Genomic DNA, 21,370 nt, shown 5'->3' with positions numbered 1-21,370 from the left:
CGAACAAGGAGTCACAGTGAGCGTTACGGCAGCCAAGGGGTTCACCGCCTCCGGCGTCGCCGCGGGCATCAAGGAGAACGGCAACCCCGACCTGGCCCTCGTCGTCAACAACGGGCCGCGGCTGGCCGCCGCCGCTGTCTTCACCTCCAACCGCGTCAAGGCCGCCCCGGTCCTGTGGTCCGAGCAGGTGCTGAAGGGCGGCGCGGTCAGCGCGGTCGTCCTCAACTCCGGTGGCGCCAACGCCTGCACCGGCCCGCTCGGCTTCCAGGACACCCACGCCACCGCCGAGAAGGTCGCGGAGGTCCTGGGACACAGCGCCGGCGAGATCGCCGTCGCCTCCACCGGGCTCATCGGCATCCGGCTGCCCATGGACAAGCTGCTCCCCGGTGTGGAGAAGGCGGCGGCCGAGCTGACCGCCCACGGCGGCGACAAGGCCGCCATCGCCATCAAGACCACCGACACCGTGCACAAGACCGCCGTGGCGCAAGGGCCCGGCGGCTGGGTCGTCGGCGGCATGGCCAAGGGCGCGGGCATGCTGGCCCCGGGCCTCGCCACCATGCTCGTCGTGCTCACCACCGACGCCGACGTCGAGGCCCAGGACCTGGACACGGCGCTGCGCGCCGCCACCCGCACCACCTTCGACCGGGTCGACTCCGACGGCTGCATGTCCACCAACGACACCGTGCTGCTGCTGGCCTCCGGCGCCTCCGGCGTCACACCGCCCGCCGAGGAGTTCGCCGAGGCCGTCCGCGAGGTCTGCGCCGATCTGGCGCGGCAGCTGATCGGCGACGCCGAGGGCGCCTCCAAGGACATCCGTATCGAGGTGGTGGGCGCGGCGAGCGAGGACGACGCCGTCGAGGTCGGCCGCTCGATCGCCCGTAACAACCTCCTCAAGTGCGCCATCCACGGCGAGGACCCCAACTGGGGCCGGGTGCTCTCCGCGATCGGCACCACCTCCGCCACCTTCGACCCAGACCAGCTCAACGTCGCCATCAACGACGTATGGGTGTGCAGATACGGCTCCGTCGGCGAGGACCGGGAACTGGTCGACATGCGCTACCGCGAGGTGCGCATCACCGCCGACCTGGCCGCGGGCGGCGAATCCGCCGTCATCTGGGCCAACGACCTGACCGCCGACTACGTCCACGAGAACAGCGCCTACTCGTCATGAGCCAGCCGACCGCCCGTAAACACACCGCCCTGCCCAAGGCGCGCATCCTCATCGAGGCGCTGCCCTGGCTGACCCGCCACCACGGCAAGACCGTCGTCATCAAGTTCGGCGGCAACGCCATGGTCGACGACGAGCTGAAGGCCGCCTTCGCCCAGGACGTCGTCTTCCTGCGCCACGCGGGGCTGCGCCCCGTCGTGGTGCACGGCGGCGGCCCGCAGATCAGCGCCCAGCTCGACCGGCACGGCCTGGTCAGCGAGTTCAAGGCGGGGCTTCGGGTCACCACCGACGAGGCCATGGACGTCGTACGGATGGTGCTGGCCGGACAGGTCCAGCGCGAGCTGGTCGGGCTGCTCAACCGGCACGGCCCGCTCGCCGTCGGCATGACCGGTGAGGACGCGCATCTGATGTCCGCCACCAAGCACTTCGCCGAGATCGACGGCGAGCAGGTGGACATCGGCCGGGTCGGCCAGATCACCGAGATCGACACCGGCGCGGTCCAGGCCCTGCTGGACGACGGCCGTATCCCGGTCGTCTCCTCCATCGCCCGCAGCGCCGACGCCTTTGACGAGGGGGGCCAAGTTTACAACGTCAACGCCGACACGGCGGCGGCAGCGCTCGCCGCCGCGCTCGGCGCCGAGACGCTGATGGTCCTCACCGATGTGGAGGGCCTGTACGCGGACTGGCCCAACAGCGACGAGGTGATCAGCAAGCTCACCGCGAGCGAACTGGAGAAGCTGCTGCCCGAGCTGGCGAGCGGCATGGTCCCGAAGATGGAGGGCTGTCTGCACGCCGTGCGCAACGGCGTCACCACCGCGCGCGTCATCGACGGGCGGGTACAGCACTCCATCCTGCTGGAGATCTTCACCGACGAGGGCATCGGCACGATGGTCCTGCCCGACCCGGACAACGCAAACGACAAGGCCGAGGGGGCGGACCGGTGAGCAACGAGCAGTTGACGCAGCGCTGGCAAGGCGCGCTGATGGACAACTACGGCACCCCGCGGGTCCCGCTCACCCACGGCGAGGGCGCCAAGGTCTGGGACGCGGACGGCAAGGAGTACCTGGACTTCGTCGGCGGCATCGCCGTCAACGCCCTCGGTCACGCCCACCCCGCCGTCGTACGGGCCGTGTCCGACCAGATCGCCACCCTCGGCCATGTCTCGAACCTGTTCATCGCCGAGCCCCCGGTGGCCCTGGCCGAGCGGCTGCTGCAGCTCTTCGGCCGGCCCGGGCGGGTCTACTTCTCCAACTCCGGCGCGGAGGCCGTCGAGGCCGCCTTCAAGATCGGGCGGCGCACCGGCCGTACGCATATGGTGGCCACCGCCGGCGGCTTCCACGGCCGCACCATGGGTGCCCTCGCGCTGACCGGACAGCCCGCCAAGCAGGAGCCGTTCCTGCCGCTGCCCGGCGATGTCACCCATGTCCCGTACGGGGACGTGGACGCGTTGCGCGCGGCCGTCACCACCGACACCGCGCTGTTCATCGTGGAGCCGATCCAGGGCGAGAACGGCGTCGTCGTCCCCCCGGCGGGCTATCTGGCCGCGGCCCGCGAGATCACCCGGGCCACCGGCACCCTGCTGGTCCTCGACGAGATCCAGACGGGCATCGGCCGCACCGGCCACTGGCTCGAATGCCAGGCGCAGGGCGTCGAACCCGATGTGGTGACCCTCGCCAAGGGTCTTGGCGGCGGTCTGCCCATCGGCGCGACCGTGGCCTTCGGGCCCGCCGCCGAACTGCTGACGCCAGGTCAGCACGGTTCGACCTTCGGCGGCAACCCGGTGGCGTGCGCCGCCGCGCTGGCCGTGCTCGACACCCTCGCGGCCGATGACATCCTCGAGGGGGTCAAGCGGGCCGGGGAGCGGCTGCGTGACGGGATCGAGTCGCTGGACCACCCGTTGATCAGCCATGTCCGCGGCTCCGGTCTGCTGCTGGGTATCGTGCTGGCAGAGTCCCTTGCGCCACAGGTGCAGCAGGCGGCTCAGGACGCGGGACTCCTGGTCAACGCGGTCGCGCCGGATGTGGTCCGGCTCGCCCCGCCGCTCGTCGTCGGCGACGAGGAGGTGGACGCGTTCCTCCGGGCCTTGCCCGGCGCCCTGGACGCCGCCCAGGGGAGACACGGGCACTGACGGATCCGGAGACTGACGAGACGATGACCGAGGCGCAGCACACCGAGGCGCAGGGCACCGGCAACCACAACAATGGTGGCCCGGCCGTGCCGCAGACCCGCACTGCCCGGCACCGCCGGATCGTGGACATCCTGAACCGGCAGCCGGTCCGCTCCCAGAGCCAGCTCGCGAAGCTCCTCGCCGACGACGGGCTGTCCGTCACCCAGGCGACGCTCTCCCGCGACCTGGACGAACTGGGCGCGGTGAAGATCCGCAACACCGGGGGCGAGCTGATCTACGCGGTGCCGGCCGAGGGCGGCGACCGTACGCCCCGGGCCCCGCTCGGCGAGTCGGCGAGCGAGGCCCGGATGGCGCGGCTGGCGGGTGAGCTGCTGATCTCGGCGGAGGCGTCCGCCAACCTCGTGGTGCTGCGCACCCCGCCCGGCGCCGCCCAGTTCCTGGCCTCGGCCATCGACTCGGCGGAGCTCCACGCGATCCTGGGCACGATCGCGGGCGATGACACGGTGCTGTTGATCAGCCGTGAATCGACGGGCGGCCAGGCCCTCGCCGACCACCTGCTCCGGCTGGCCCAGAAGGAGAGCTAACTCTTTTCCGGCGGCGGGGCCGTGGAGCCGCGGACGACCAGGCGGGTGGGGATGCGCACGCGCGGCGGGCGCTCGCCGGCTTGCGGGGCCTCCCGCACCAGCCGGCACGCCGCGGCGCCCGCCTCCTGGAGCGGGACGTGCAGCGCGGTGCTGCCCGGCTGGGTCATTCCGATGACGGTGAGGTCGTCGGACGCCGCGAGGCTGATGTCCTCGGGCACCCGCAGCCCCGCCCCGCGCAACCCCATGAGCAGGCCGAGCAGCACATAGCTGCTGTACGCCATGACCGCGGTGACCCGCTCCGCCCGCCGCACCAGGTGTTCGGCCGCCGCGAGGCCGGCGTCGACCTGGGGTGGCACGGGGTCCAGCACGGTCAGCTCGCCGCCGCCGTCCTCGACCGCTTTGCGGGCGGCCCTGGTGCGCTGCCGGTCCATCCACGAGCCGGGCGGGCCGCCGAGGTAGGCGATGTGCCGGTGGCCGAGGCCGAGTAGATGCGTCATCAGCTCCCGTACCCCGCCGGGGGTGTCCACCACCACCCCGGGCAGGCCCGGGGTGGTGCGGTCGACCGTCACGACCGGCAGCCGCTCGGCGAGTTCGCGCAGCGTCGCGTCGTCGCTGACCGGGGCGACGAGGACGAGCCCGTCGACCCGCGAGCCCAGCTGCGCCGCCAGCTCACGCTCGCGTTCCTCGGCGCGGTCGGACACCCCGAGCAGGACGTTTCCGCCCGTCTCGGTCAGCGACTCCTGGACACCGGTGACGATGGGCGGGAAGAAGGGGTTGGCGAGGGTGGGGACGATGACGCCGACCAGCCCGGTGTGGCCGGTGGTCAGGGCCCGCGCGGTGGCGTTGAGCGTGAATCCCATCTCGGCGGCCGCCTTGGCGACCCGCTCCCGGGTCTCCGCCGCCACCATGTCGGGCCTGCTGAGGGCGCGGGACGCGGTGGACGTGGACACCCCCGCGGCGCGTGCGACATCTGCCAGCCGAACCATCCGCCCCTGCCTTCTGTCGATCCGTTGCCCGTTTCCGGCCCGTTGTTGGTTACACGTTCTTTACCGGCAGCCGTTGACGGGCTCGCTGGGTCCAGCGTAGCTTGCCTGCAACCGGTTGCCGCAACCGGTTGCAGACGACGTATCAGTAACATCAAGGAGGGTCCGGCTCGTGTCACGCAGAGCGGCTTCTGGCCTCTTGCTCCTGCCGGGCGTGGCACTTCTCGCCTTCGGCTTCCTCTATCCCTTCGGCGTCACCCTGTTCGCGCCGCCCGCCGCCGAGGACCCCGATGTCCTCGGCAAGCTCGGCGGCATGCTCGGCGACGGATACGTGCTGGAGGTCGCGGCCCGCACTGTCCGGGTCGCCGCTCTGACCACGGCCATCTGTCTGCTGCTCGGCTTCCCGGTGGCGTATCTGATCGCCCGGGCGCCCCGGCGCCGCCAGGGGCTGCTGCTGGCCCTCGCGGTGTTCCCGCTGCTGCTCAGCACCGTCGTACGGACCTTCTCCTGGCTGGTCATCCTGGGCCGCAACGGGCTGATCAGCGACCTGCTGACCGCCCTCGGCCTCGCCGACGGCGGCACCCAGCTGCTCTACACCGAATTCGCCCTGATCGCCGGGCTCACCCAGCTCTTCACCCCGATCATGATCCTGACCTCGTACAGCTCGCTGTCGCATATCGACGTCAAGCTGGAGGAGGCCGCCCGCGGCCTCGGGGCGAGCCCCGGCCGGGCCTTCCGCCGGGTGGTGCTGCCGATCGCGCTGCCCGGTGTGCTGGTCGGCGCGATGCTGGTGTTCGCCGGGGCGGTCACCGCGTTCACCACCCCGCTGCTGCTGGGCGGCACCCGCAACCGCACGCTGGCCACCCTCCTGTACGACTACGCCAATGTGAAGCTCGACTGGGGCGCGGCCAGTGCGGTGGCCCTGATCATGACCGCGCTGGTGGTCGTCGCGGGCCTGATATCCGGCCGGCTGTCGAAGGTGGGTGCCGTCTGATGCGCGGACGTCCGTTCCTGACCGCCGTGGCCGCGCTGGCCCTGGTCTTCCTCCTCGGGCCCATCCTGCTGGTGGTGGCCATCGCCTTCTCCTCCGGCGACACCGTGGAGTTCCCCCCGCCCGGCCTGTCGGGCAAGTGGTTCACCAAGGCGCTGGCGTACCAGCCCTTCCAGGAGGCGCTGGCCACCAGCGTGCTGGTGGCGGCCGGGGCCACGCTGCTCGCGCTGCTCGTCGGCATCCCCGCCGCGCTGGCGATCCAACGGCGGCGGTTCCGCGGCCGCAAGGCGGCCGAGGCACTGTTCCTGTCCCCGGCGATCGTCCCCGAGCTGGTCCTGGGCTTCGCGCTGTTCCAGCAGCTGATGGTCACCATGCGGATCACCGCCCTCGGGGCGCTGCTGATCGGCCACACCGTGCTGCTGCTGCCGTACGCGGTGCGGGTGACCGGTGCCTCGCTCGCCATGGCCGACCCCGCGCTGGAGGAGGCGGGGCGGGGGCTGGGTGCGGGCCCGCTGCGGACCTTCTTCCACATCACCCTGCCGGTGATGACGCCCGGGATCGTCTCCGCGGCCGTGCTGTCCTTCCTCACCTCCTTCAACAATGTGCCGCTGTCGCTGCTGCTCAACGGCCCCGGCGTGACCACCCTCCCGGTCCAGATGCTCAATTACGTCGAGTTCTCCTTCGACCCGGTCGTCGCGGCGGTGTCCACCCTGCTGCTGGCGGCCACGGTGGTCGTCGCCCTGGTGACCGAGCGGCTCGTCGGCTTCAACAAGGTCTTCGGCAAGTAGGGACGTACTCATGACGATGACGACAACGACGACCAAGACGACGACGCCGGTGGTCCAGCTCCAGTCCATCACCCGGGAGTTCTCGGGCTCGGTGGCGGTCGACTCCATCGATCTGACGGTGCGCCGCGGGGAGTTCACCGCGCTGCTCGGCCCCAGCGGCTGCGGCAAGACCACCACCCTGCGGATGATCGCCGGCTTTCTGCCGCCCACCAGCGGCACGATCCTGCTCGACGGCAAGGACGCCACCACCCTGCCGCCCGAGCGCCGCAACATCGGCATGGTGTTCCAGTCGTACGCGCTCTTCCCGCATCTGACCGTCGAGAAGAACGTCGCCTTCGGACTGCGGATGCGGGGAGTGCCCACCGCCGAGATCCGCACCCGTGTGGCCGAGGTCCTCGACCTGGTCGGCCTGGCCCATTTGGCCGGGCGCAAGCCCAAGGAGCTGTCCGGCGGCCAGCAGCAGCGGGTCGCGCTGGCCCGCGCGGTGGCCATCCGCCCCTCGGTGCTGCTGCTCGACGAGCCGCTTTCCAACCTGGACGCGCGGCTGCGGGTCCAGATGCGCCAGGAGTTGCTGCGGGTCCAGCGCGAGACCGGACTGACCGCCATCCTGGTCACCCACGACCAGGAAGAAGCACTCGAACTGGCCGACAACATGGTGATCCTCGACCGCGGCCGGATCGTCCAGCAGGGCCCGCCGCGCGAGGTGTTCCGGGCACCCGCCACCCGGTTCGTCGCCGAGTTCCTCGGCTACGAGAACTTCCTCGACCTCCCCGGGCGCGGCCCGGTCACCATCCGGCCCGAGCACATCGGCGTCCTCGGCCCGGACGCCGAGCCGCCCGCGGGCGGCGAGGTGGTCGAGGCGACCGTCACCGCGGTCCGCTTCCGCGGCACCGACTTCGCGGTCACCGCCGCCGTCGGCGACCGCACCCTGCACGCCATCACCACCGACGAGACGCTGCGCACGGGCGCGTCGGTGCGGCTCCATCTGCCCCTGGGGCAGGCCATCCCTCTGCCTGGCGACGACGGCGCCGCTCGGCTCGGCAAGAACCCTCGTCAGGAGTGTCCCGCATGATCCGCACCGCCAGACTCACCACCGGCGCCCTGGCCGCGTCCCTGATCGCCTTCACCCTCTCCGGCTGCGCGGAGAGCGCCAAGGCCGACCCGAAGAAGCTGACGGTGAGCACCTTCGGCTTCGGGGCCGACCGCTTCGAGGAGACGGTGATCAAGCCGTTCGAGAAGAAGACCGGGATCGATGTCACCCTGGAGACGGGGGCCAACGCGGACCGGCTGACCAAGCTGCGGGTCAACAAGAACGACCCCACCGTGGACGTCGTGATGATTTCCGATCTCTTCGCCGCCATGGGCCAGAAGCAGGGCCTCTTCGACAAGGTGGACCCCGAGAAGGTCCCCAACATGGCGAAGATCTACGACTTCGCCAAGAGCCAGGACGGCTACGGCCCGGCCTACACCTACCAGCTGCTCGGGATGCTCTACCGCACCGACAAGGTCAAGCAGCCGCCCACGCTGCAGACCCTGTGGGACGCCAAGTACAAGGGCAAGGTCGCCGTCCCCGACCTGTCCACCAGCGCCGGCGTCCCGTTCCTCCAGGCCGTCTCCGCGACGTACGGCTCGGGCCCCAAGGACACCGACACCGGCTTCAAGAAGCTCTCCGACCTCAAGCCCAATGTGCTGAAGTTCTTCAACCGCTCCACCGAGCTGGTCAGCCTCCTCGACCGCGGCGAGGTCGAGATGGCCCCCGGCCTCGACCTGTTCGCCGTGGACCCGGCCAAGGCCGGCAAGCCCATCGGCTGGGTGCCGTTCGACAAGGGCCGCTACGTCGCCGCCAACACCGCCCAGATCGTCAAGGGCGCCAAGAACAAGGCGGGCGCCGAGAAGTTCCTCGACTACCTGCTGTCCGCCGACGTCCAGGAGAAGGCGGCCGCCTCCTTCAGCGACAAGCCGGTCAACAAGGACGCCAAGGTCCCCGCCGCCATCACCAAGGTGTCCGGCGAGGCCGCGAGCGACCCGGCCGCCGCCGGGTTCACCTCGCCCGACCTGAAGTACTCCGTCGAGCACAACGACGCGTGGGTGGACCGCTTCCAGCGCGAGGTCTCCGGATGAGCCAGGCCCCCAGCCGGGTCATGATCGACTGCGACCCGGGCATCGACGACGCCATCGCCCTCTTCCTGGCGTACGCGTCGCCGGAGCTCGAGGTCGCGGGCGTGACCACGGTCGCGGGCAACGTCGGCCTCGACCAGGTGGTCGACAACGCCCTGCGGCTGTGCGACCTGATCGGCGGACCCGCCGCGGCCACCCCCGTGCTCCGCGGCCACGCCGGGCCGCTGGCCCGGGTGCCGCGCCACCCCGACGAGCCGGTCCACGGCGCGTACGGTCTCGGCGGAGTCGAACTCCCCGCGGCCGCCCGCGCCGCCCACCCCGGCCACGCCGTGGACTGGATGGCCGAGCAGCTGCGCGGCGCCGGCCCCGGGGAGCTCACCCTCATCGCCACCGCGCCGCTCACCAACGTCGCCGCGCTGCTGCACACCCACCCCGACACCCGCGCTCTGCTGCGGGAGATCGTGGTCATGGGCGGCGCGGCGTTCGCCCCGGGCAACACCACCCCCGCCGCCGAGTTCAACTTCCACGCGGACCCGGAGGCCGCCCGCTACGTCACCGAGTCCGGCGTCCCGCTGCGCATCGTCGGCCTCGACGTCACCCGCAAGGCCCTCACCCCGCTCGCCGACGCCGACGCGCTCGTCGCCGACGGCGCGCCCGTCACCACGGCGGCCGGGCAGATGCTGCGCCACCTCATCGACCGCTACGCCCGCCGCCACCAGGTGCGCGCCTGCGCCGTGCATGACGCGCTCGCCGTGGCCGCCGCCGTCCGCCCGGAGCTGCTGGAGTGGACGGAGGCGTGGGTGACCGTCGAGTGCGCGGGCGAGTTCACCCGCGGCGCCCTGGTGGCCGATGTGCACGGGCGCACCGGCCTGCCGCCCAACGCGCACGTTGCGACCGGCGTGGACGCGGAGGCGTTCCGCGCCTTCCTGATGTCCCGGCTGCGTGGCCACTACGGCGCGGCCACCACCCCCGCGCCCTAACGGCCGCACCCCCTCACCACCCCCCCCAGAGCAGGAAGCGAGCAGGAGACCCCATGCCGATGCCAAGCCGCTGCGACCTCCTCATCCGTGGCGCCGGCGTCTTCTCGGTGCACACCGGCGAGATCCTGCCGGCCGACGTGGTGGTGACCGGCGACCTCGTCCGCGCCGTCGCCGCCCCGGGCGTGCGGATCGAGGCCGAGCGCGTACTGGACGCCGACGGGCTGATCGTCGCGCCCGGCTACATCGACGCCCATATGCATATCGAGAGCTCGCTGCTCACCCCCGCCGAGTTCGCCCGGATCACCCTGCCCCGGGGCACCACCACGGTCCTCGCCGACCCGCACGAGATCGTCAACGTCGCGGGGCGCGAGGCCATGGCCTGGATGATCGAGCAGGGCCGCGGGGCCGCCCAGACCATGCTGTGGGCCGTGCCGTCGTGCGTGCCCGCGCTGGAGGGCTTCGAGACCGCGGGCTCCTCTCTGACCGCCGAGGACATCGCCGAGATGCTCGACTGGGACGGGGTGACCACCCTCGGCGAGGTGATGGACTACCGCGCCGTGGTCGCGGGCTCGCCGCGGATGCGCTCGATCGTCGACGCGGCCCGGCGCAAGGGCGTCCGCCTGGACGGCCACTGCCCCAACCTGACCGGCGACGACCTCGGCGAGTACCTGTGGGCGGGGATCGACTCCGACCACACCAAGAACACCCCCGAGGTCGCGGTCGAGAAGGCGCGGCTCGGCATGCTGCTGATGCTGCAGGAGAAGTGCCTGAGCCCCGAGCTGGTGCGCCGCCTCCACGAGCTCCCCGTGCTGCCCGACTTCTGCCTGGTCACCGACGACCTGGCGGCCGACGCCATCCTCGAACGCGGGCACCTGGACCACATCGCCCGCGTCGCGCTCGACGCCGGGATGAGCCCGGCCACCGTACTGCGCGCCCTGACCCTGCACCCGGCCCGCCGCCTGGGCCTGGACGACCGGGGCGTGGTGGCCCCCGGCAAGCGGGCGGACCTGGTCCTGCTGCGCGCCCTCGACGACCCGACACCGGTGACGGTGGTCTGCGGCGGCCGCGTCGTGGCCGGGGACGACACCGCCGGGCTGACGCAAACCGCCGGGCCGGCGCCCGACAACCCCTTCGCCGACTCCGTCCGCCTCACCCCGCTGGAGGAGGCCGACTGCGTATGGCGCGCCGACCTCCCCGACGGGGAGCACACCTTCCGGGCGCTGCGGGTCAACCCCGTCGACACCTTCACCGAGCCGGCCGAGGTCGTGCTGCCCGTCCGGGGCGGTGTCGTGCGCTGGGAGGGCAGGACGGCCGTGCTCGCGGTGTACGAACGCCACCACGGCACCGGCCGCCGGACGATGGCCCCCGTGGTGGGCTTCGACCTCGCCGAGGGCGCTACCGCCACCACCTACGCGCACGACAGCCACAACCTCACCGTGGTGGCCACCGACGCGGGCGCGCTGCGCCGGGCGGCCAACCGCGTCATCGGCTCGGGCGGCGGGATCTGCGTGGCGGTGACCGGGCGGCCGGACGTCCATCTGCCACTGCCCGTGGGCGGGGTGATGTCCACGGCGCCCGCGCCCGAGGTCGCGGCCGGCGCGGGCGCCGTACGGGAGGCGCTGCACGGGTGGGGCTGGCTCCACCGCAACGCCTTCATGAGCGTGTCCACCATGACCCTCCCGGTGTCGCCTCAGATCAAGCTGACGGACCTGGGTCTGGTGCGGGTGGTCGACCGGGCCTGGGAGGACCCGGTCGTCGCGTGACACCGGCCGTCAGCCCTCCGCGCGGCGCGAGCGGTGGGACATCCAGGCGGCGACCAGCGCGCCCGAGATGTTGTGCCAGACGGAGAAGACGGCGGCCGGGAGCGCGGCCAGCGGGCTGAAGTGGGCGGACGCCAGGGACGCCGCGAGGCCCGAGTTCTGCATGCCGACTTCGAAGGCCATGGCCCGCCCGGCGGGCTCGCCGAGGCGGGCGGCGCGGCCCGCCGCGTAGCCGAGCGCGAGCCCGAGGCCGTTGTGCAGCACGACGGCCAGCAGCACCAGCGCGGCGGCCGACTTGATGGCGTCCGCGCTCGCCGCCACCACGACGGCCACGATCACGGCGATGGTGACGGCCGACAGCCAGGGGAGCAGCCCCAGCACCCGCGCGAGATAACGCCCCGCCAGCAGCCGTACGACAACACCCCCGACGACCGGCAGCAGCACCGTCTTGAGGATGTCGGTGACCATCGACCCGGCGTCCACCGGCAGATACTCCCCGGCCAGCAGCAGCGTCAGCGGCGGGGTGACCAGTGGGGCGAGCACCGTGGAGACGGTCGCCACCGAGACGGACAGCGCCACATCGCCGCGCGCCAGGTACGTCACCACATTCGAGGCCGTACCGCTCGGGGCGCAGCCGACGAGGATCACACCGGCCGCCAACTGCGGTGACAGGCCGAGGGCATGGGCGATGAGCCACCCCAGGCCCGGCATGATCACATAGTGTGCCACCAGGCCGAGCGCCACCGCCCACGGGCGCTTGAGCACGCCTGAGAAGTCCTGTGCGGTCAGGGTCAAGCCCATGCAGAACATGATCGTTCCCAGTAGGTAGGGAACGTTCGGCGCCCATCCGCTGAAGGTGCCGGGCGTGGCCAGGCCCGCCGCGCCCGCGGCGAGGACCAGGAGGGGGAAGACGGTGACGGCCCGTCTGGCCGCCCGGTCGGCGGTGGTGGGCTGCGGCGGTGTCGGCGGCGCCGTGGCGTCCGCCCTGCGGCTCGTATCTTCGGATCGCACCGCGTGATCGAACGCCCTCGGCGGGGCGCCGCGCAACACCGTCTCGTTATGTGGTCGCTACACGCAATTTGGTCACGGCGCGCAAATGACGCCTCAGGCCGTACGCGGCGGCACCGGGAGCGGGAGCGGCAGACCGGGCAGCCCGTCGATGCTCGAGGCCACGTGCTCCTTCTTCTGGAAGTACGCGCTCAGCGTGTCCCCCGTCTCGCGCCGGAAGCGGTCGGCGTGCAGCGTACGGTCCTCCCGGTAGTCCATGAAGGGGACCGCGAACCCACAGGTGTCCCGGATCAGCTCCGCCGTCACGACGATGATGGCCCGCAGCCCGTGCTCGGCCACGTCGATGTCCGGGAAGTGTTCCAGCAGGCCCGGGAAGCGCGGGTCGTCGAGGAAGACGGGCTCGCCGCGGCCATGCACCCGCACGATGTTCGGCGGGCCGGTGAAGGCGCACCACATCAAGGTGATCCGGCCGTTCTCCCGCAGATGGGCGATGGTCTCCGCGTTGCTCCCGGCGAAGTCCAGATAGGCCACCGTCAGCTCGTCGAGAACGGCGAAGGAGCCGGTCAGCCCCTTCGGGGAGAGATTCACCGTGCCGTCCCCGGCGAGCGGGGCGGTGGCGGTGAAGAAGATCTGCTGCTCTTCGATGAAGGTGCGCAGCCTGCCGTCAATGCGTTCATAGACCTTTCCCATGAGGCGCATTATCCGGGCGACGGGATGGCGCGGCCGATGTTTTCATGGGGACGTGCGGGACACCCAAGGCGCGTCTGACGACACCGGGGCCGGAAACGGGATCCGGATCCGGCGGGTCTACGAGACGCCGGACCCGGACGACGGGACACGCGTCCTGGTCGACCGGATCTGGCCGCGCGGCCTCGCCAAGGACGCGGCGCGGCTGGACGAGTGGCTGAAGGCCGCCGCCCCCTCCACCGAACTGCGCCGCTGGTACGGGCACGCCCCGGAGCGGTCCGCGGAGTTCGGCCGGCGCTACCGCGCCGAACTGGCCGACCCGGAGCGCCGCGCGGCCGTGGACCAGTTGCGGGAACTGGCGGCCACCGGGCCGCTTACCCTGCTCACCGCGACCAAGGACCCGGCCCGGAGCCACCTGCCCCTGCTGGCCGAGGCGATCGGCGGTTGAGCCTCAAGCGCCTCAGACGCACATCGCCGCGTCGTACCGGGCGAAGCCGCTCGTCTGCCAGGTCGTGCCGTCGGACATGACGGCGAACGCCGCCGCACCCGGCAGCCGCTGCAGCCAGGGGCGGGCCCGCTCGGCGCCCATCGCGCACGCCGCGGTGGCCCAGGCGTCGGCGTCCGTGAGGCTCCGGCACACCACGGTGACCGAGGCGAGCGGATCCGCGGGGGGCGCGCCGGTGTACGGATCGAGGATGTGGCAGCCGCGCTCGGCCGGGCCCGAGGTCGCCACGGCCAGCTCGTCGCGGGCCTCCACCACGGCGGCCAGCTCCCCGGGGCGCAGCGGATCGGCGATGCCCACCCGCCACGGCCCGCCGTGCGTCTGGATGTCCCCGCCGCCGTTGACACACACCGACCCGGCCCCCGCCGACGCCAGCATCTGGGCGGCGCGCTCCACCGCCCAGCCCTTGACCAGGCCGGTCGGATCCAGCTGCCCGGCATGGCGGGCGCTGAACCAGCCGTCGCTGAGCCGATCGGCCTCCTCGGCCAGCCGCAGCACATCCCGTACGTCCGCATCGCACCGCGACACGTCCAACTCGCCGCGGTGCAACCGGCTGATCTGGCTGTCCGCCCGCCAGGTGGAGAAGAGCTCGTCGACCCGGTGCAGCCAGGCCGCCGCCCCGTCCAGCGCGGCCCGCACCCGGGGCCGGCCGGCTTCGGGCACCTCACGGACGTCGAGGGAGAAGACCGTGCCCATGGCCTCCTCGACATGCAGCATCCGCCGCGGCTCGCCGTCCATCACAGACCGGCCTTGTCCAGCGCGCTCTGCAGGGACTTGCGGTAGCCCTCGCTGGTGTACGTGGCCCCGGAGACGGTGTCGATCTTCGCGCTCTGGGCGGTCAGCGCGGCCTTGTTCAACTTGGGCACCGAATCGGCGGCGATCTGGTCGCTCTGCGGGCCGGAGTCGGGGGTTTTCACGGCCGTGGCTCCGGTGATCTTGCCGCCGCTGACGGTCACGCTCACCTGGACCGGGCCGTACTGGGTCTGGGCCGCGTCGCCGGTGACCGTACGCGCGCCACCGCCATTGCCCCCGCCGCCGCCACCGCCTCCGCCATTGCCCCCGCCGGGTGCCGCCGGGGCGGTGGCGGGGGCCTGCGGCGCCTCTGCGGGGTTCTGTGGACCGGCCGCGGCGACCGGCTCCGATCCGGGCTGCTTCAGGGCGAGCAGCAACACGACCCCGGAGACGGTGGCCGCGGTGCCCAGGATGATCCGGCGCAGCGGATGTTTCCTCTTCATGACTCCGCCTCCCTTGCGTTTCGAAGGACTACATTTCGAAGGACTCGTGGTGGATACGGCGATCGGGCACCCCGGCCTCGCGCAGCGCCGCGTAGGCGTGCTCGGTCAGGCCGGGAGGCCCGCACAGAAAGACGTCGTGCCGGTCGATATCGGGCAGCACCGAGCGCAGCCGCTCGGGGGTGATCTCGGGGCGTGCGCCGTCCGGCCCGTTCACGGCGTACAGCAGCCGGGCCCCGCGCTCCTCGGCGATCCGCTGGAGCTCGTCCCACAGCGCCAGGTCCTCCATGCTGCGGGCCCGGTAGAGCAGCGTGATGTCGCTGCCGCGGCCGGGCAGCGCCTCGAACAGCGCCCGCAGCGGGGTGATCCCCGCCCCGCCCGCGATCATCAGCACCTTGCTGCGGCTGCGCCGCCCGGTGGTCATCGCCCCGTACGGGCCCTCGGCCCACACCCGCGTGCCCGGCTCCAGCGTGGCGAGCGCCGTGCTGTGCCCGCCCACCGCCTTCACCGTGATTCGCATGCGCTCCTCCTGCGGGGGCGCGGACAGCGAGTAGGGATGGGAGCCCCAGCGCAGCCCCGGCGCCAGGAACCGCCAGCGGAAGAACTGGCCGGGCTCCGCGCCCAGCCGGTCGAGGTTCCGCCCGCCGATCACCACCGAGACCATGCCGGGCGCCTCGGGGACGACGGCCAGCACCCGCATCCGGTGCCGCAGATTCAGCCCCACCGGGACCAGCACCCGGTACCACACCATGGCGGCGGTGACGCTGCCGTACAGCGCGTACCAGCCGATGCGCGCCATGTCGTCGGCGACGAACTCCGCGCCGGCGGTCAGCTGGTGCCAGAAGGCCAGGAACACGCCCGCGTACGTCAGCAGATGCAGGTAGTACCAGGCTTCGTACGGCATCCGGCGGCGCACCGCGCCCGCCGAGATCAGGCCGATGAGCAGCAGCAGCCCGGTGCCGACCACCGCCTTGATCATGTCCGGGTACTCGGTCACCACCGTCACGGTCTGGTCGACGACGCTCGTCTGCGCCTGGGCCGCGTACCCCCAGATGATCAGCACGATATGGGCGAGGATCAGGCACAGCGTGTACCGGCCGCTCATGGCGTGCCACCGCGCGACCCGGTCCGACCCGACGCGCCGCTCCAGCGCCGGAACCCGCGCCATCAGCAGCACGACCAGCGCGATGGAGTACCCGCTGAGCAGCCCGGTCAGCCGTCCCCCGCCGACCAGCCACTCGGCGTTGCCGACCACGTTCGGGGTGTTCCGCCACCACAGCGTCACCACCGCGGCGGCCCCCGCCCAGCTCAGCAGGATCAGCGGCACCGCGGGAGAGCGGCGGGGACGGATGCGCCGCATCACCTCCCGCCGGTCGGTCGGGCTGTTCGTCACCGTCGTCAACGGCCTGTCCCCTTTCGCACGCGTCCGCGCGTCACCGGACGGCTCCGGTGCCGGGGAGTACGGCTGAGGGGCGCCGACGTCTCAATAGGCGCCGAGGATTCAGGGAATCGGGGCGGTGAACGATGCGATATCGGGCGAATCGCCGCCGCCGGGCTGCCCGGCGCGGCTGGGCTCTTTGACGAAACATACGGAGGAGTGCATACTTATGCCAGCTAGTGCATGAATCCAAAGGAGAACCCCGTGACCGAGCGCGTCGTACTCGCCTATTCGGGCGGCCTTGACACCTCCGTCGCCATCGGCTGGATCGCCGAGGAGACGGGCGCCGAGGTCATCGCCGTCGCCGTGGACGTCGGCCAGGGCGGCGAGGACCTGGACGTCATCCGCAAGCGCGCGCTCGCCTGCGGGGCGGTCGAGGCGGAGGTCGCGGACGCCAAGGACGAGTTCGCCGACGAGTACTGCCTCCCGGCGATCAAGGCCAACGCGCTGTACATGGACCGCTATCCGCTGGTCTCGGCGCTCTCCCGGCCCACGATCGTCAAGCACCTGGTCGCCGCCGCGAAGAAGCACGGTGCGACGACCGTCGCCCACGGCTGCACCGGCAAGGGCAACGACCAGGTCCGCTTCGAGGCCGGAATCTCCTCGCTGGCCCCGGGCCTGAAGTGCATCGCCCCGGTCCGGGACTACGCGATGACCCGGGACAAGGCCATCGCCTTCTGCGAGGCGAAGAAGCTGCCGATCGCGACCACCAAGAAGTCCCCGTACTCCATCGACCAGAACGTCTTCGGGCGGGCCGTGGAGACCGGCTTCCTGGAGGACATCTGGAACGCGCCGATCGAGGACGTGTACGAGTACACCTCGAACCCGGCCACCCCGCGCGAGGCCGACGAGGTGATCATCACCTTCGACAAGGGCGTCCCGGTCGCCATCGACGGCCGGCCGGTCACCGTCCTCCAGGCCATCCAGCAGCTCAACGAGCGGGCCGGGGCCCAGGGCGTCGGGCGGATCGACATGGTCGAGGACCGGCTCGTCGGGATCAAGTCACGGGAGGTCTACGAGGCCCCCGGCGCCATCGCGCTGATCACCGCCCACCAGGAACTGGAGAACGTCACCGTCGAGCGCGAACTGGCCCGCTACAAGCGCCAGGTCGAGCAGCGGTGGAGCGAGCTCGTCTACGACGGGCTGTGGTTCTCCCCGCTCAAGCGGGCCCTCGACGGCTTCATCGCCGAGGCCAACGAGCATGTCTCCGGTGACATCCGGATGACCCTGCACGGCGGCCGCGCGGTGGTCACCGGCCGCAGGTCCGACCAGTCGCTGTACGACTTCAACCTGGCGACCTACGACACCGGCGACACCTTCGACCAGTCGCTGTCCAAGGGCTTCATCGAGATCTTCGGCCTGTCCAGCAAGATCGCGGCCGGTCGGGATCTCGAGCAGAGCTGAGCCCGGCAGCCGGCAGGCAGAACGGAGCCCGGCAGCCAGTAGCCTGCATGTCATAGCCGCCTCCTCGCCCCCGGCGGGGAGGCGGCCGCACATCCACACCCCTCAAGGAGCAACGCGTGAGCAACGGCAACAACGGTGACGTACGCCTGTGGGGCGGGCGCTTTGCCGACGGGCCGTCCGAGGCACTGGAGAAGTTGAGCGCCTCCGTGCACTTCGACTGGCGCCTGGCGCCGTACGACATCGCCGGCTCCCGCGCCCACGCCCGCGTCCTGCGCTCGGCGGGGCTGCTCACCGAGGACGAGTTGGAGCGGATGCTGGCCGGACTCGACCTGCTGGAGGCCGACGTCGCCTCCGGCGCGTTCACCGGCACCATCGCCGACGAGGACGTCCACACCGCGCTCGAGCGCGGCCTGCTGGAGCGGCTCGGCCCCGACCTCGGCGGCAAACTGCGGGCCGGGCGGTCCCGCAACGACCAGGTGGCCACGCTCTTCCGGATGTATCTGCGCGACCACGCCCGGATCGTCGGCGGCCTGATCGCCGATCTGCAGGGCGCGCTGGTCGGCCTCGCCGAGGCCCACCCGGACGTCGCCATGCCCGGCCGCACCCACCTCCAGCACGCCCAGCCGGTCCTCTTCGCCCACCATGTCCTGGCCCATGCCCAGGCGCTCTCCCGGGACGCGGAGCGGCTGCGGCAGTGGGACGCGCGCACGGCCGTCTCGCCGTACGGAGCGGGCGCCCTGGCCGGCTCCTCGCTGGGCCTCGACCCGCAGGCCGTCGCCGCCGACCTGGGCTTCGAGGGCGGGTCCTCGGGCAACTCCATCGACGGCACGGCCTCCCGCGACTTCGTCGCCGAGTTCGCCTTCATCACCGCGATGATCGGCATCGACCTCTCGCGGATCGCGGAGGAGATCATCATCTGGAACACGAAGGAGTTCTCCTTCGTCACTCTCCACGACGCCTTCTCCACCGGCTCGTCGATCATGCCGCAGAAGAAGAACCCGGACATCGCCGAGCTCGCCCGCGGCAAGTCCGGCCGCCTGATCGGCAACCTCACCGGCCTGCTCGCCACCCTCAAGGCCCTGCCGCTCGCGTACAACCGCGACCTCCAGGAGGACAAGGAGCCGGTCTTCGACTCCTGTGACCAGCTGGAGGTCCTGCTCCCCGCCTTCACCGGCATGATGGCGACCCTCACCGTCAACCGCGAGCGCATGGAGGAGCTGGCCCCCGCCGGGTTCTCGCTGGCCACCGACATCGCGGAATGGCTGGTCAAGCAGGGCGTGCCATTCCGTGTGGCACATGAGACGGCGGGGGAGTGCGTCAAGGAGTGCGAGCGGACGGGCATCGAGCTCGACCAGCTCACCGACGAGCAGTTCGCGAAGATCTCCCCGCACCTGACGCCGGAGGTCCGCACCGTCCTCAACGTCCCGGGCGCCCTCGCCTCCCGCAACGGCCGCGGCGGCACGGCCCCCTCGGCGGTGGCCGCGCAGCTCGTCGAGGTGAAGGCGGACCTGGCGGCGCAGCGGGAGTGGGCGGACGCCAAGCGCTGACGCCCGGCACACTGGCCATCCGGCACAAGGTCCATCCGATACAAGGAGGCGGACAGACCATGGCGTTCGCGCGCCTCGCGGAAGTCACCACCCCCACGGCCCGGATCGGCCTCGGCCTGGCCGCCGTGGGCCGTCCCGGCTACATCAACCTCGGCCGGGAGCGGGACCTCCCGGCCGAGCGCACCGTCGAGGCGATGCGCGAGCGCACATACGAGGTGCTGGACGCCGCGTACGCGCGCGGCGTGCGCTATCTGGACGCCGCGCGCTCGTACGGGCGGGCCGAGGAGTTCCTGGCCGGCTGGCTGGACCGGCGCCCCGAGGTGCGGGACGTGGTCGTCGGCAGCAAGTGGGGCTACACCTACGTCGCCGACTGGCGTACGGACGTCAAGACGCACGAGGTCAAGGACCACGGCATCGCGACGTACGACCGGCAGAGCGCGGAGAGCCGCGCCCTGCTCGGCGACCGGCTCGACCTGTACCAGGTGCACTCCGTCACCCTCGGCAGCCCCGCCCTCACCGACCCCGAACTGCACGCCCGGCTGGCCCGGCTCGCGGCCGAGGGGGTCACGGTGGGGCTGTCGACCAGCGGCCCCGCCCAGGCGGACGCGATCCGCGCCGCGCTGGAGGTCACGGTGGACGGGGAACCGCTGTTCCGTACGGTCCAGTCCACGTACAACCTGCTCGACCCCTCGGCGGGCGCGGCCCTGGCCGAGGCGCACGAGGCGGGCCGGGCGGTGATCATCAAGGAGGCCGTCGCCAACGGCCGCCTCGTGGCCCCGGACCAACTCCCGGAGGCGCTGCGCCACATCGCCCAGGAGACGGGCACGGGCCCCGACGCGGTCGCCCTCGCGGCGGTGCTGCACCAGCCGTGGGTGAGCGTCGTCCTCTCGGGCGCGGCGACCACCGCCCAACTGGGCTCCAACCTGGCGGCGGCGCAGCTGACGCTGGACGAGGCGCAGCGGGAGACTCTGGCGAGCCTGGCCGAGCCCCCGGAGGACTACTGGCACCACCGCGCGCAACTGCCCTGGGCCTGAGGGGTTTCCTCCCCTGCTCTCCCCTCGCGGCTCCGCCGCGAGGGGAGAGCAGGCCCCGCCCATGCGGCTCCGCCGCGTGGGCCCGTACGCCACACGCGGCTGGCGAGGGCGTACGGGGGCGGAGACGATGGGGCTGACCAGGACATAACCCCTGCCGTCAGGCGAGGTCCCGAATGCCCGTACCCATACGCACCATACGCACCGCCCCGGCCGCGAGCACCGCGGAGCCCGGCACCAAGAATCGCGCGAGCGCCCTGCACAAGGTCCGGTACGCCGTACGACATCCCCAACGGGTGCCACGCTATATGCGGCGGCTCGCCCGGGATCTGCGGCTGCGCGTCTCCACTCGCGATCACATCGCCTACTACCGGGCGGTGATGCGGGACGACACCGCCCGGAACCCCGAGGCGGCGGTGGGCAGCGCCTCGCATGAGCGGTGGCTCGCGCTGGGGGAGATGCAGTACGACTATCTCCTGCGGCACGGTCTGCGACCCGAGGACCGGCTGCTGGACATCGGATGTGGCAATCTGCGTGCCGGGTGGCGCTTTATCGACTATCTCGACGCGGGCCACTATCACGGTATCGACATATCGCCGGATATCCTCCTCGCCGCCCAGGAGGTCGTGGCGGGCCGTGACCTGCAGGCCAAGCTGCCCGTGCTGAGCCTGGTGCGCGATCTGCGCCTGGCGGCGCTGCCCGAGGGGCATTTCACCGTGGTGCACGCGCACAGCGTCTTCTCCCACTCGCCCCGGGAGGTCATCGACGAGTGCCTGGCTCATGTCGGGCGGGTGCTCGCCCCGGGCGGGTACTTCGACTTCACCTTCAACCGCACCGAGGGACCCGAGCACCATGTGCTGCGCGAGGACTTCTACTACCGCACGGCCACCCTGGTGCGGCTCGCCGCGGACCATGGGCTCGTCGCGCGGTTCATGGACGACTGGGAGGAACTGCCCCACCGGCAGTCGAAGATCCGCGTCACACACGGCGTCACACACCGCAACGAGGCCGCCTGAACGGT

Annotated in this window: 21 protein-coding genes; 15 read left to right on the top strand and 6 right to left on the bottom strand. The window is 71.9% G+C overall.

All coding sequences use genetic code 11. From position 1 onward, the window contains the following. Positions 1 to 16 precede the first annotated feature (16 nt). Genes argJ through ACFV2X_RS35180 form a run of 4 tightly spaced genes read left to right on the top strand, consistent with a single transcriptional unit; the run spans position 17 to position 3,880 of the window. A complete protein-coding gene (gene argJ / locus ACFV2X_RS35195) occupies positions 17 to 1,171 on the top strand; it encodes a bifunctional glutamate N-acetyltransferase/amino-acid acetyltransferase ArgJ (protein ID WP_385624534.1) in 1,155 nt (384 codons plus the stop codon). Further along, positions 1,168 to 2,112 carry an acetylglutamate kinase gene (gene argB, locus ACFV2X_RS35190; protein ID WP_385624532.1) on the top strand — a complete coding sequence of 315 codons (945 nt, stop codon included), beginning with the start codon at positions 1,168 to 1,170 and terminating at the stop codon, positions 2,110 to 2,112. Before argJ ends, argB begins: the two co-directional genes overlap by 4 nt. Further along, positions 2,109 to 3,296 carry an acetylornithine transaminase gene (locus tag ACFV2X_RS35185; RefSeq protein ID WP_385624530.1) on the top strand — a complete coding sequence of 396 codons (1,188 nt, stop codon included), beginning with the start codon at positions 2,109 to 2,111 and terminating at the stop codon, positions 3,294 to 3,296. The genes argB and ACFV2X_RS35185 overlap by 4 nt, the downstream gene beginning before the upstream one ends. Before the next feature lie 23 nt (positions 3,297 to 3,319). Continuing rightward, positions 3,320 to 3,880 carry an arginine repressor gene (locus tag ACFV2X_RS35180; RefSeq protein WP_385624528.1) on the top strand — a complete coding sequence of 187 codons (561 nt, stop codon included), beginning with the start codon at positions 3,320 to 3,322 and terminating at the stop codon, positions 3,878 to 3,880. Here ACFV2X_RS35180 and ACFV2X_RS35175 read toward each other — a convergent pair. After that, positions 3,877 to 4,866 (bottom strand): LacI family DNA-binding transcriptional regulator, encoded by a 990-nt coding sequence (locus ACFV2X_RS35175; RefSeq protein ID WP_385624526.1) that lies wholly within the window; start codon positions 4,864 to 4,866, stop codon positions 3,877 to 3,879. The two genes, ACFV2X_RS35180 and ACFV2X_RS35175, sit on opposite strands and share 4 nt — an antisense overlap. A 169-nt stretch (positions 4,867 to 5,035) precedes the next feature. Here ACFV2X_RS35175 and ACFV2X_RS35170 point away from each other — a divergent pair, with 169 nt between their 5' ends. From ACFV2X_RS35170 to ACFV2X_RS35145, 6 genes are read left to right on the top strand one after another with little or no spacing between them, the layout of a single operon-like run. Further along, complete coding sequence (locus ACFV2X_RS35170) at positions 5,036 to 5,857, top strand: ABC transporter permease (protein WP_202948293.1); 822 nt, start codon at positions 5,036 to 5,038, stop codon at positions 5,855 to 5,857. Continuing rightward, the gene (locus tag ACFV2X_RS35165; protein WP_385624523.1) at positions 5,857 to 6,642 is read left to right on the top strand and encodes an ABC transporter permease; all 786 of its coding nucleotides are present in this window, start codon (positions 5,857 to 5,859) and stop codon (positions 6,640 to 6,642) included. Before ACFV2X_RS35170 ends, ACFV2X_RS35165 begins: the two co-directional genes overlap by 1 nt. Before the next feature lie 10 nt (positions 6,643 to 6,652). Further along, a complete protein-coding gene (locus ACFV2X_RS35160) occupies positions 6,653 to 7,714 on the top strand; it encodes an ABC transporter ATP-binding protein (protein ID WP_385624521.1) in 1,062 nt (353 codons plus the stop codon). Beyond that, positions 7,711 to 8,763: an ABC transporter substrate-binding protein gene (locus tag ACFV2X_RS35155; protein ID WP_385624519.1), complete on the top strand. Its 1,053-nt coding sequence runs from the start codon at positions 7,711 to 7,713 to the stop codon at positions 8,761 to 8,763. The genes ACFV2X_RS35160 and ACFV2X_RS35155 overlap by 4 nt, the downstream gene beginning before the upstream one ends. Then, on the top strand, positions 8,760 to 9,740 hold the full coding sequence (locus ACFV2X_RS35150; protein ID WP_385624517.1) for a nucleoside hydrolase: 981 nt from the start codon (positions 8,760 to 8,762) through the stop codon (positions 9,738 to 9,740). The genes ACFV2X_RS35155 and ACFV2X_RS35150 overlap by 4 nt, the downstream gene beginning before the upstream one ends. Before the next feature lie 53 nt (positions 9,741 to 9,793). Beyond that, entirely contained in the window at positions 9,794 to 11,503 is a 1,710-nt protein-coding gene (locus tag ACFV2X_RS35145) for an adenine deaminase (protein WP_385624515.1), read from the top strand. Positions 11,504 to 11,512: 9 nt separating this feature from the next. Here the strand turns inward: ACFV2X_RS35145 and ACFV2X_RS35140 are convergent, their stop codons facing one another. Together ACFV2X_RS35140 and ACFV2X_RS35135 are read right to left on the bottom strand one after the other, a co-directional pair. Next, on the bottom strand, positions 11,513 to 12,511 hold the full coding sequence (locus ACFV2X_RS35140) for a bile acid:sodium symporter family protein (RefSeq protein WP_385624513.1): 999 nt from the start codon (positions 12,509 to 12,511) through the stop codon (positions 11,513 to 11,515). A 93-nt stretch (positions 12,512 to 12,604) separates the two neighbouring features. Then, positions 12,605 to 13,198 (bottom strand): pyridoxamine 5'-phosphate oxidase family protein, encoded by a 594-nt coding sequence (locus ACFV2X_RS35135; protein WP_385624510.1) that lies wholly within the window; start codon positions 13,196 to 13,198, stop codon positions 12,605 to 12,607. Positions 13,199 to 13,250: 52 nt separating this feature from the next. Between ACFV2X_RS35135 and ACFV2X_RS35130 the strand changes: the two genes are divergently transcribed. Next, a complete protein-coding gene (locus ACFV2X_RS35130) occupies positions 13,251 to 13,643 on the top strand; it encodes a DUF488 domain-containing protein (RefSeq protein ID WP_385624507.1) in 393 nt (130 codons plus the stop codon). A gap of 12 nt (positions 13,644 to 13,655) precedes the next feature. Here the strand turns inward: ACFV2X_RS35130 and ACFV2X_RS35125 are convergent, their stop codons facing one another. Genes ACFV2X_RS35125 through ACFV2X_RS35115 form a run of 3 tightly spaced genes read right to left on the bottom strand, consistent with a single transcriptional unit; the run spans position 13,656 to position 16,289 of the window. Then, positions 13,656 to 14,435: an FAD:protein FMN transferase gene (locus ACFV2X_RS35125; RefSeq protein WP_385624504.1), complete on the bottom strand. Its 780-nt coding sequence runs from the start codon at positions 14,433 to 14,435 to the stop codon at positions 13,656 to 13,658. Further along, positions 14,435 to 14,932: an FMN-binding protein gene (locus tag ACFV2X_RS35120; protein ID WP_385624501.1), complete on the bottom strand. Its 498-nt coding sequence runs from the start codon at positions 14,930 to 14,932 to the stop codon at positions 14,435 to 14,437. Before ACFV2X_RS35120 ends, ACFV2X_RS35125 begins: the two co-directional genes overlap by 1 nt. A 28-nt stretch (positions 14,933 to 14,960) precedes the next feature. Continuing rightward, positions 14,961 to 16,289 (bottom strand): ferric reductase-like transmembrane domain-containing protein, encoded by a 1,329-nt coding sequence (locus tag ACFV2X_RS35115; protein ID WP_385624665.1) that lies wholly within the window; start codon positions 16,287 to 16,289, stop codon positions 14,961 to 14,963. A gap of 282 nt (positions 16,290 to 16,571) precedes the next feature. Between ACFV2X_RS35115 and ACFV2X_RS35110 the strand changes: the two genes are divergently transcribed. The 4 genes from ACFV2X_RS35110 to ACFV2X_RS35095 all read left to right on the top strand — a co-directional run bounded on the left by ACFV2X_RS35110 (position 16,572) and on the right by ACFV2X_RS35095 (position 21,365). After that, entirely contained in the window at positions 16,572 to 17,771 is a 1,200-nt protein-coding gene (locus ACFV2X_RS35110) for an argininosuccinate synthase (protein ID WP_385624500.1), read from the top strand. Between the two features lie 116 nt (positions 17,772 to 17,887). Next, positions 17,888 to 19,318 (top strand): argininosuccinate lyase, encoded by a 1,431-nt coding sequence (argH, locus tag ACFV2X_RS35105; RefSeq protein ID WP_385624497.1) that lies wholly within the window; start codon positions 17,888 to 17,890, stop codon positions 19,316 to 19,318. Between the two features lie 59 nt (positions 19,319 to 19,377). After that, positions 19,378 to 20,352, top strand: coding sequence for an aldo/keto reductase (locus ACFV2X_RS35100; RefSeq protein ID WP_385624495.1), 975 nt, complete (start codon positions 19,378 to 19,380; stop codon positions 20,350 to 20,352). A gap of 173 nt (positions 20,353 to 20,525) precedes the next feature. Then, positions 20,526 to 21,365 (top strand): class I SAM-dependent DNA methyltransferase, encoded by an 840-nt coding sequence (locus ACFV2X_RS35095; RefSeq protein WP_385624493.1) that lies wholly within the window; start codon positions 20,526 to 20,528, stop codon positions 21,363 to 21,365. The last annotated feature ends 5 nt before the right edge of the window (positions 21,366 to 21,370 follow it).

This window comes from Streptomyces sp. NPDC059679, assembly GCF_042734105.1.
Classification (GTDB): Bacteria; Actinomycetota; Actinomycetes; order Streptomycetales; family Streptomycetaceae; genus Streptomyces.
The sequence above is the reverse complement of the archived record's forward strand: the minus strand, read 5'-3'. Positions and strand labels throughout refer to the sequence as shown.

What these genes read in the sequence shown, in the direction of transcription:
- argB (WP_385624532.1), top strand. Translation starts at nt 1,168, where the DNA reads ATGAGCCAGCCGACCGCCCGTAAACACACCGCCCTGCCCAAGGCGCGC.
- ACFV2X_RS35180 (WP_385624528.1), top strand. Translation starts at nt 3,320, where the DNA reads ATGACCGAGGCGCAGCACACCGAGGCGCAGGGCACCGGCAACCACAAC.
- ACFV2X_RS35175 (WP_385624526.1), bottom strand. Translation starts at nt 4,866, where the DNA reads ATGGTTCGGCTGGCAGATGTCGCACGCGCCGCGGGGGTGTCCACGTCC.
- ACFV2X_RS35165 (WP_385624523.1), top strand. Translation starts at nt 5,857, where the DNA reads ATGCGCGGACGTCCGTTCCTGACCGCCGTGGCCGCGCTGGCCCTGGTC.
- ACFV2X_RS35160 (WP_385624521.1), top strand. Translation starts at nt 6,653, where the DNA reads ATGACGATGACGACAACGACGACCAAGACGACGACGCCGGTGGTCCAG.
- ACFV2X_RS35155 (WP_385624519.1), top strand. Translation starts at nt 7,711, where the DNA reads ATGATCCGCACCGCCAGACTCACCACCGGCGCCCTGGCCGCGTCCCTG.
- ACFV2X_RS35150 (WP_385624517.1), top strand. Translation starts at nt 8,760, where the DNA reads ATGAGCCAGGCCCCCAGCCGGGTCATGATCGACTGCGACCCGGGCATC.
- ACFV2X_RS35145 (WP_385624515.1), top strand. Translation starts at nt 9,794, where the DNA reads ATGCCGATGCCAAGCCGCTGCGACCTCCTCATCCGTGGCGCCGGCGTC.
- ACFV2X_RS35135 (WP_385624510.1), bottom strand. Translation starts at nt 13,198, where the DNA reads ATGGGAAAGGTCTATGAACGCATTGACGGCAGGCTGCGCACCTTCATC.
- ACFV2X_RS35125 (WP_385624504.1), bottom strand. Translation starts at nt 14,435, where the DNA reads ATGGACGGCGAGCCGCGGCGGATGCTGCATGTCGAGGAGGCCATGGGC.
- ACFV2X_RS35120 (WP_385624501.1), bottom strand. Translation starts at nt 14,932, where the DNA reads ATGAAGAGGAAACATCCGCTGCGCCGGATCATCCTGGGCACCGCGGCC.
- ACFV2X_RS35115 (WP_385624665.1), bottom strand. Translation starts at nt 16,289, where the DNA reads ATGCGGCGCATCCGTCCCCGCCGCTCTCCCGCGGTGCCGCTGATCCTG.
- ACFV2X_RS35100 (WP_385624495.1), top strand. Translation starts at nt 19,378, where the DNA reads ATGGCGTTCGCGCGCCTCGCGGAAGTCACCACCCCCACGGCCCGGATC.
- ACFV2X_RS35095 (WP_385624493.1), top strand. Translation starts at nt 20,526, where the DNA reads ATGCCCGTACCCATACGCACCATACGCACCGCCCCGGCCGCGAGCACC.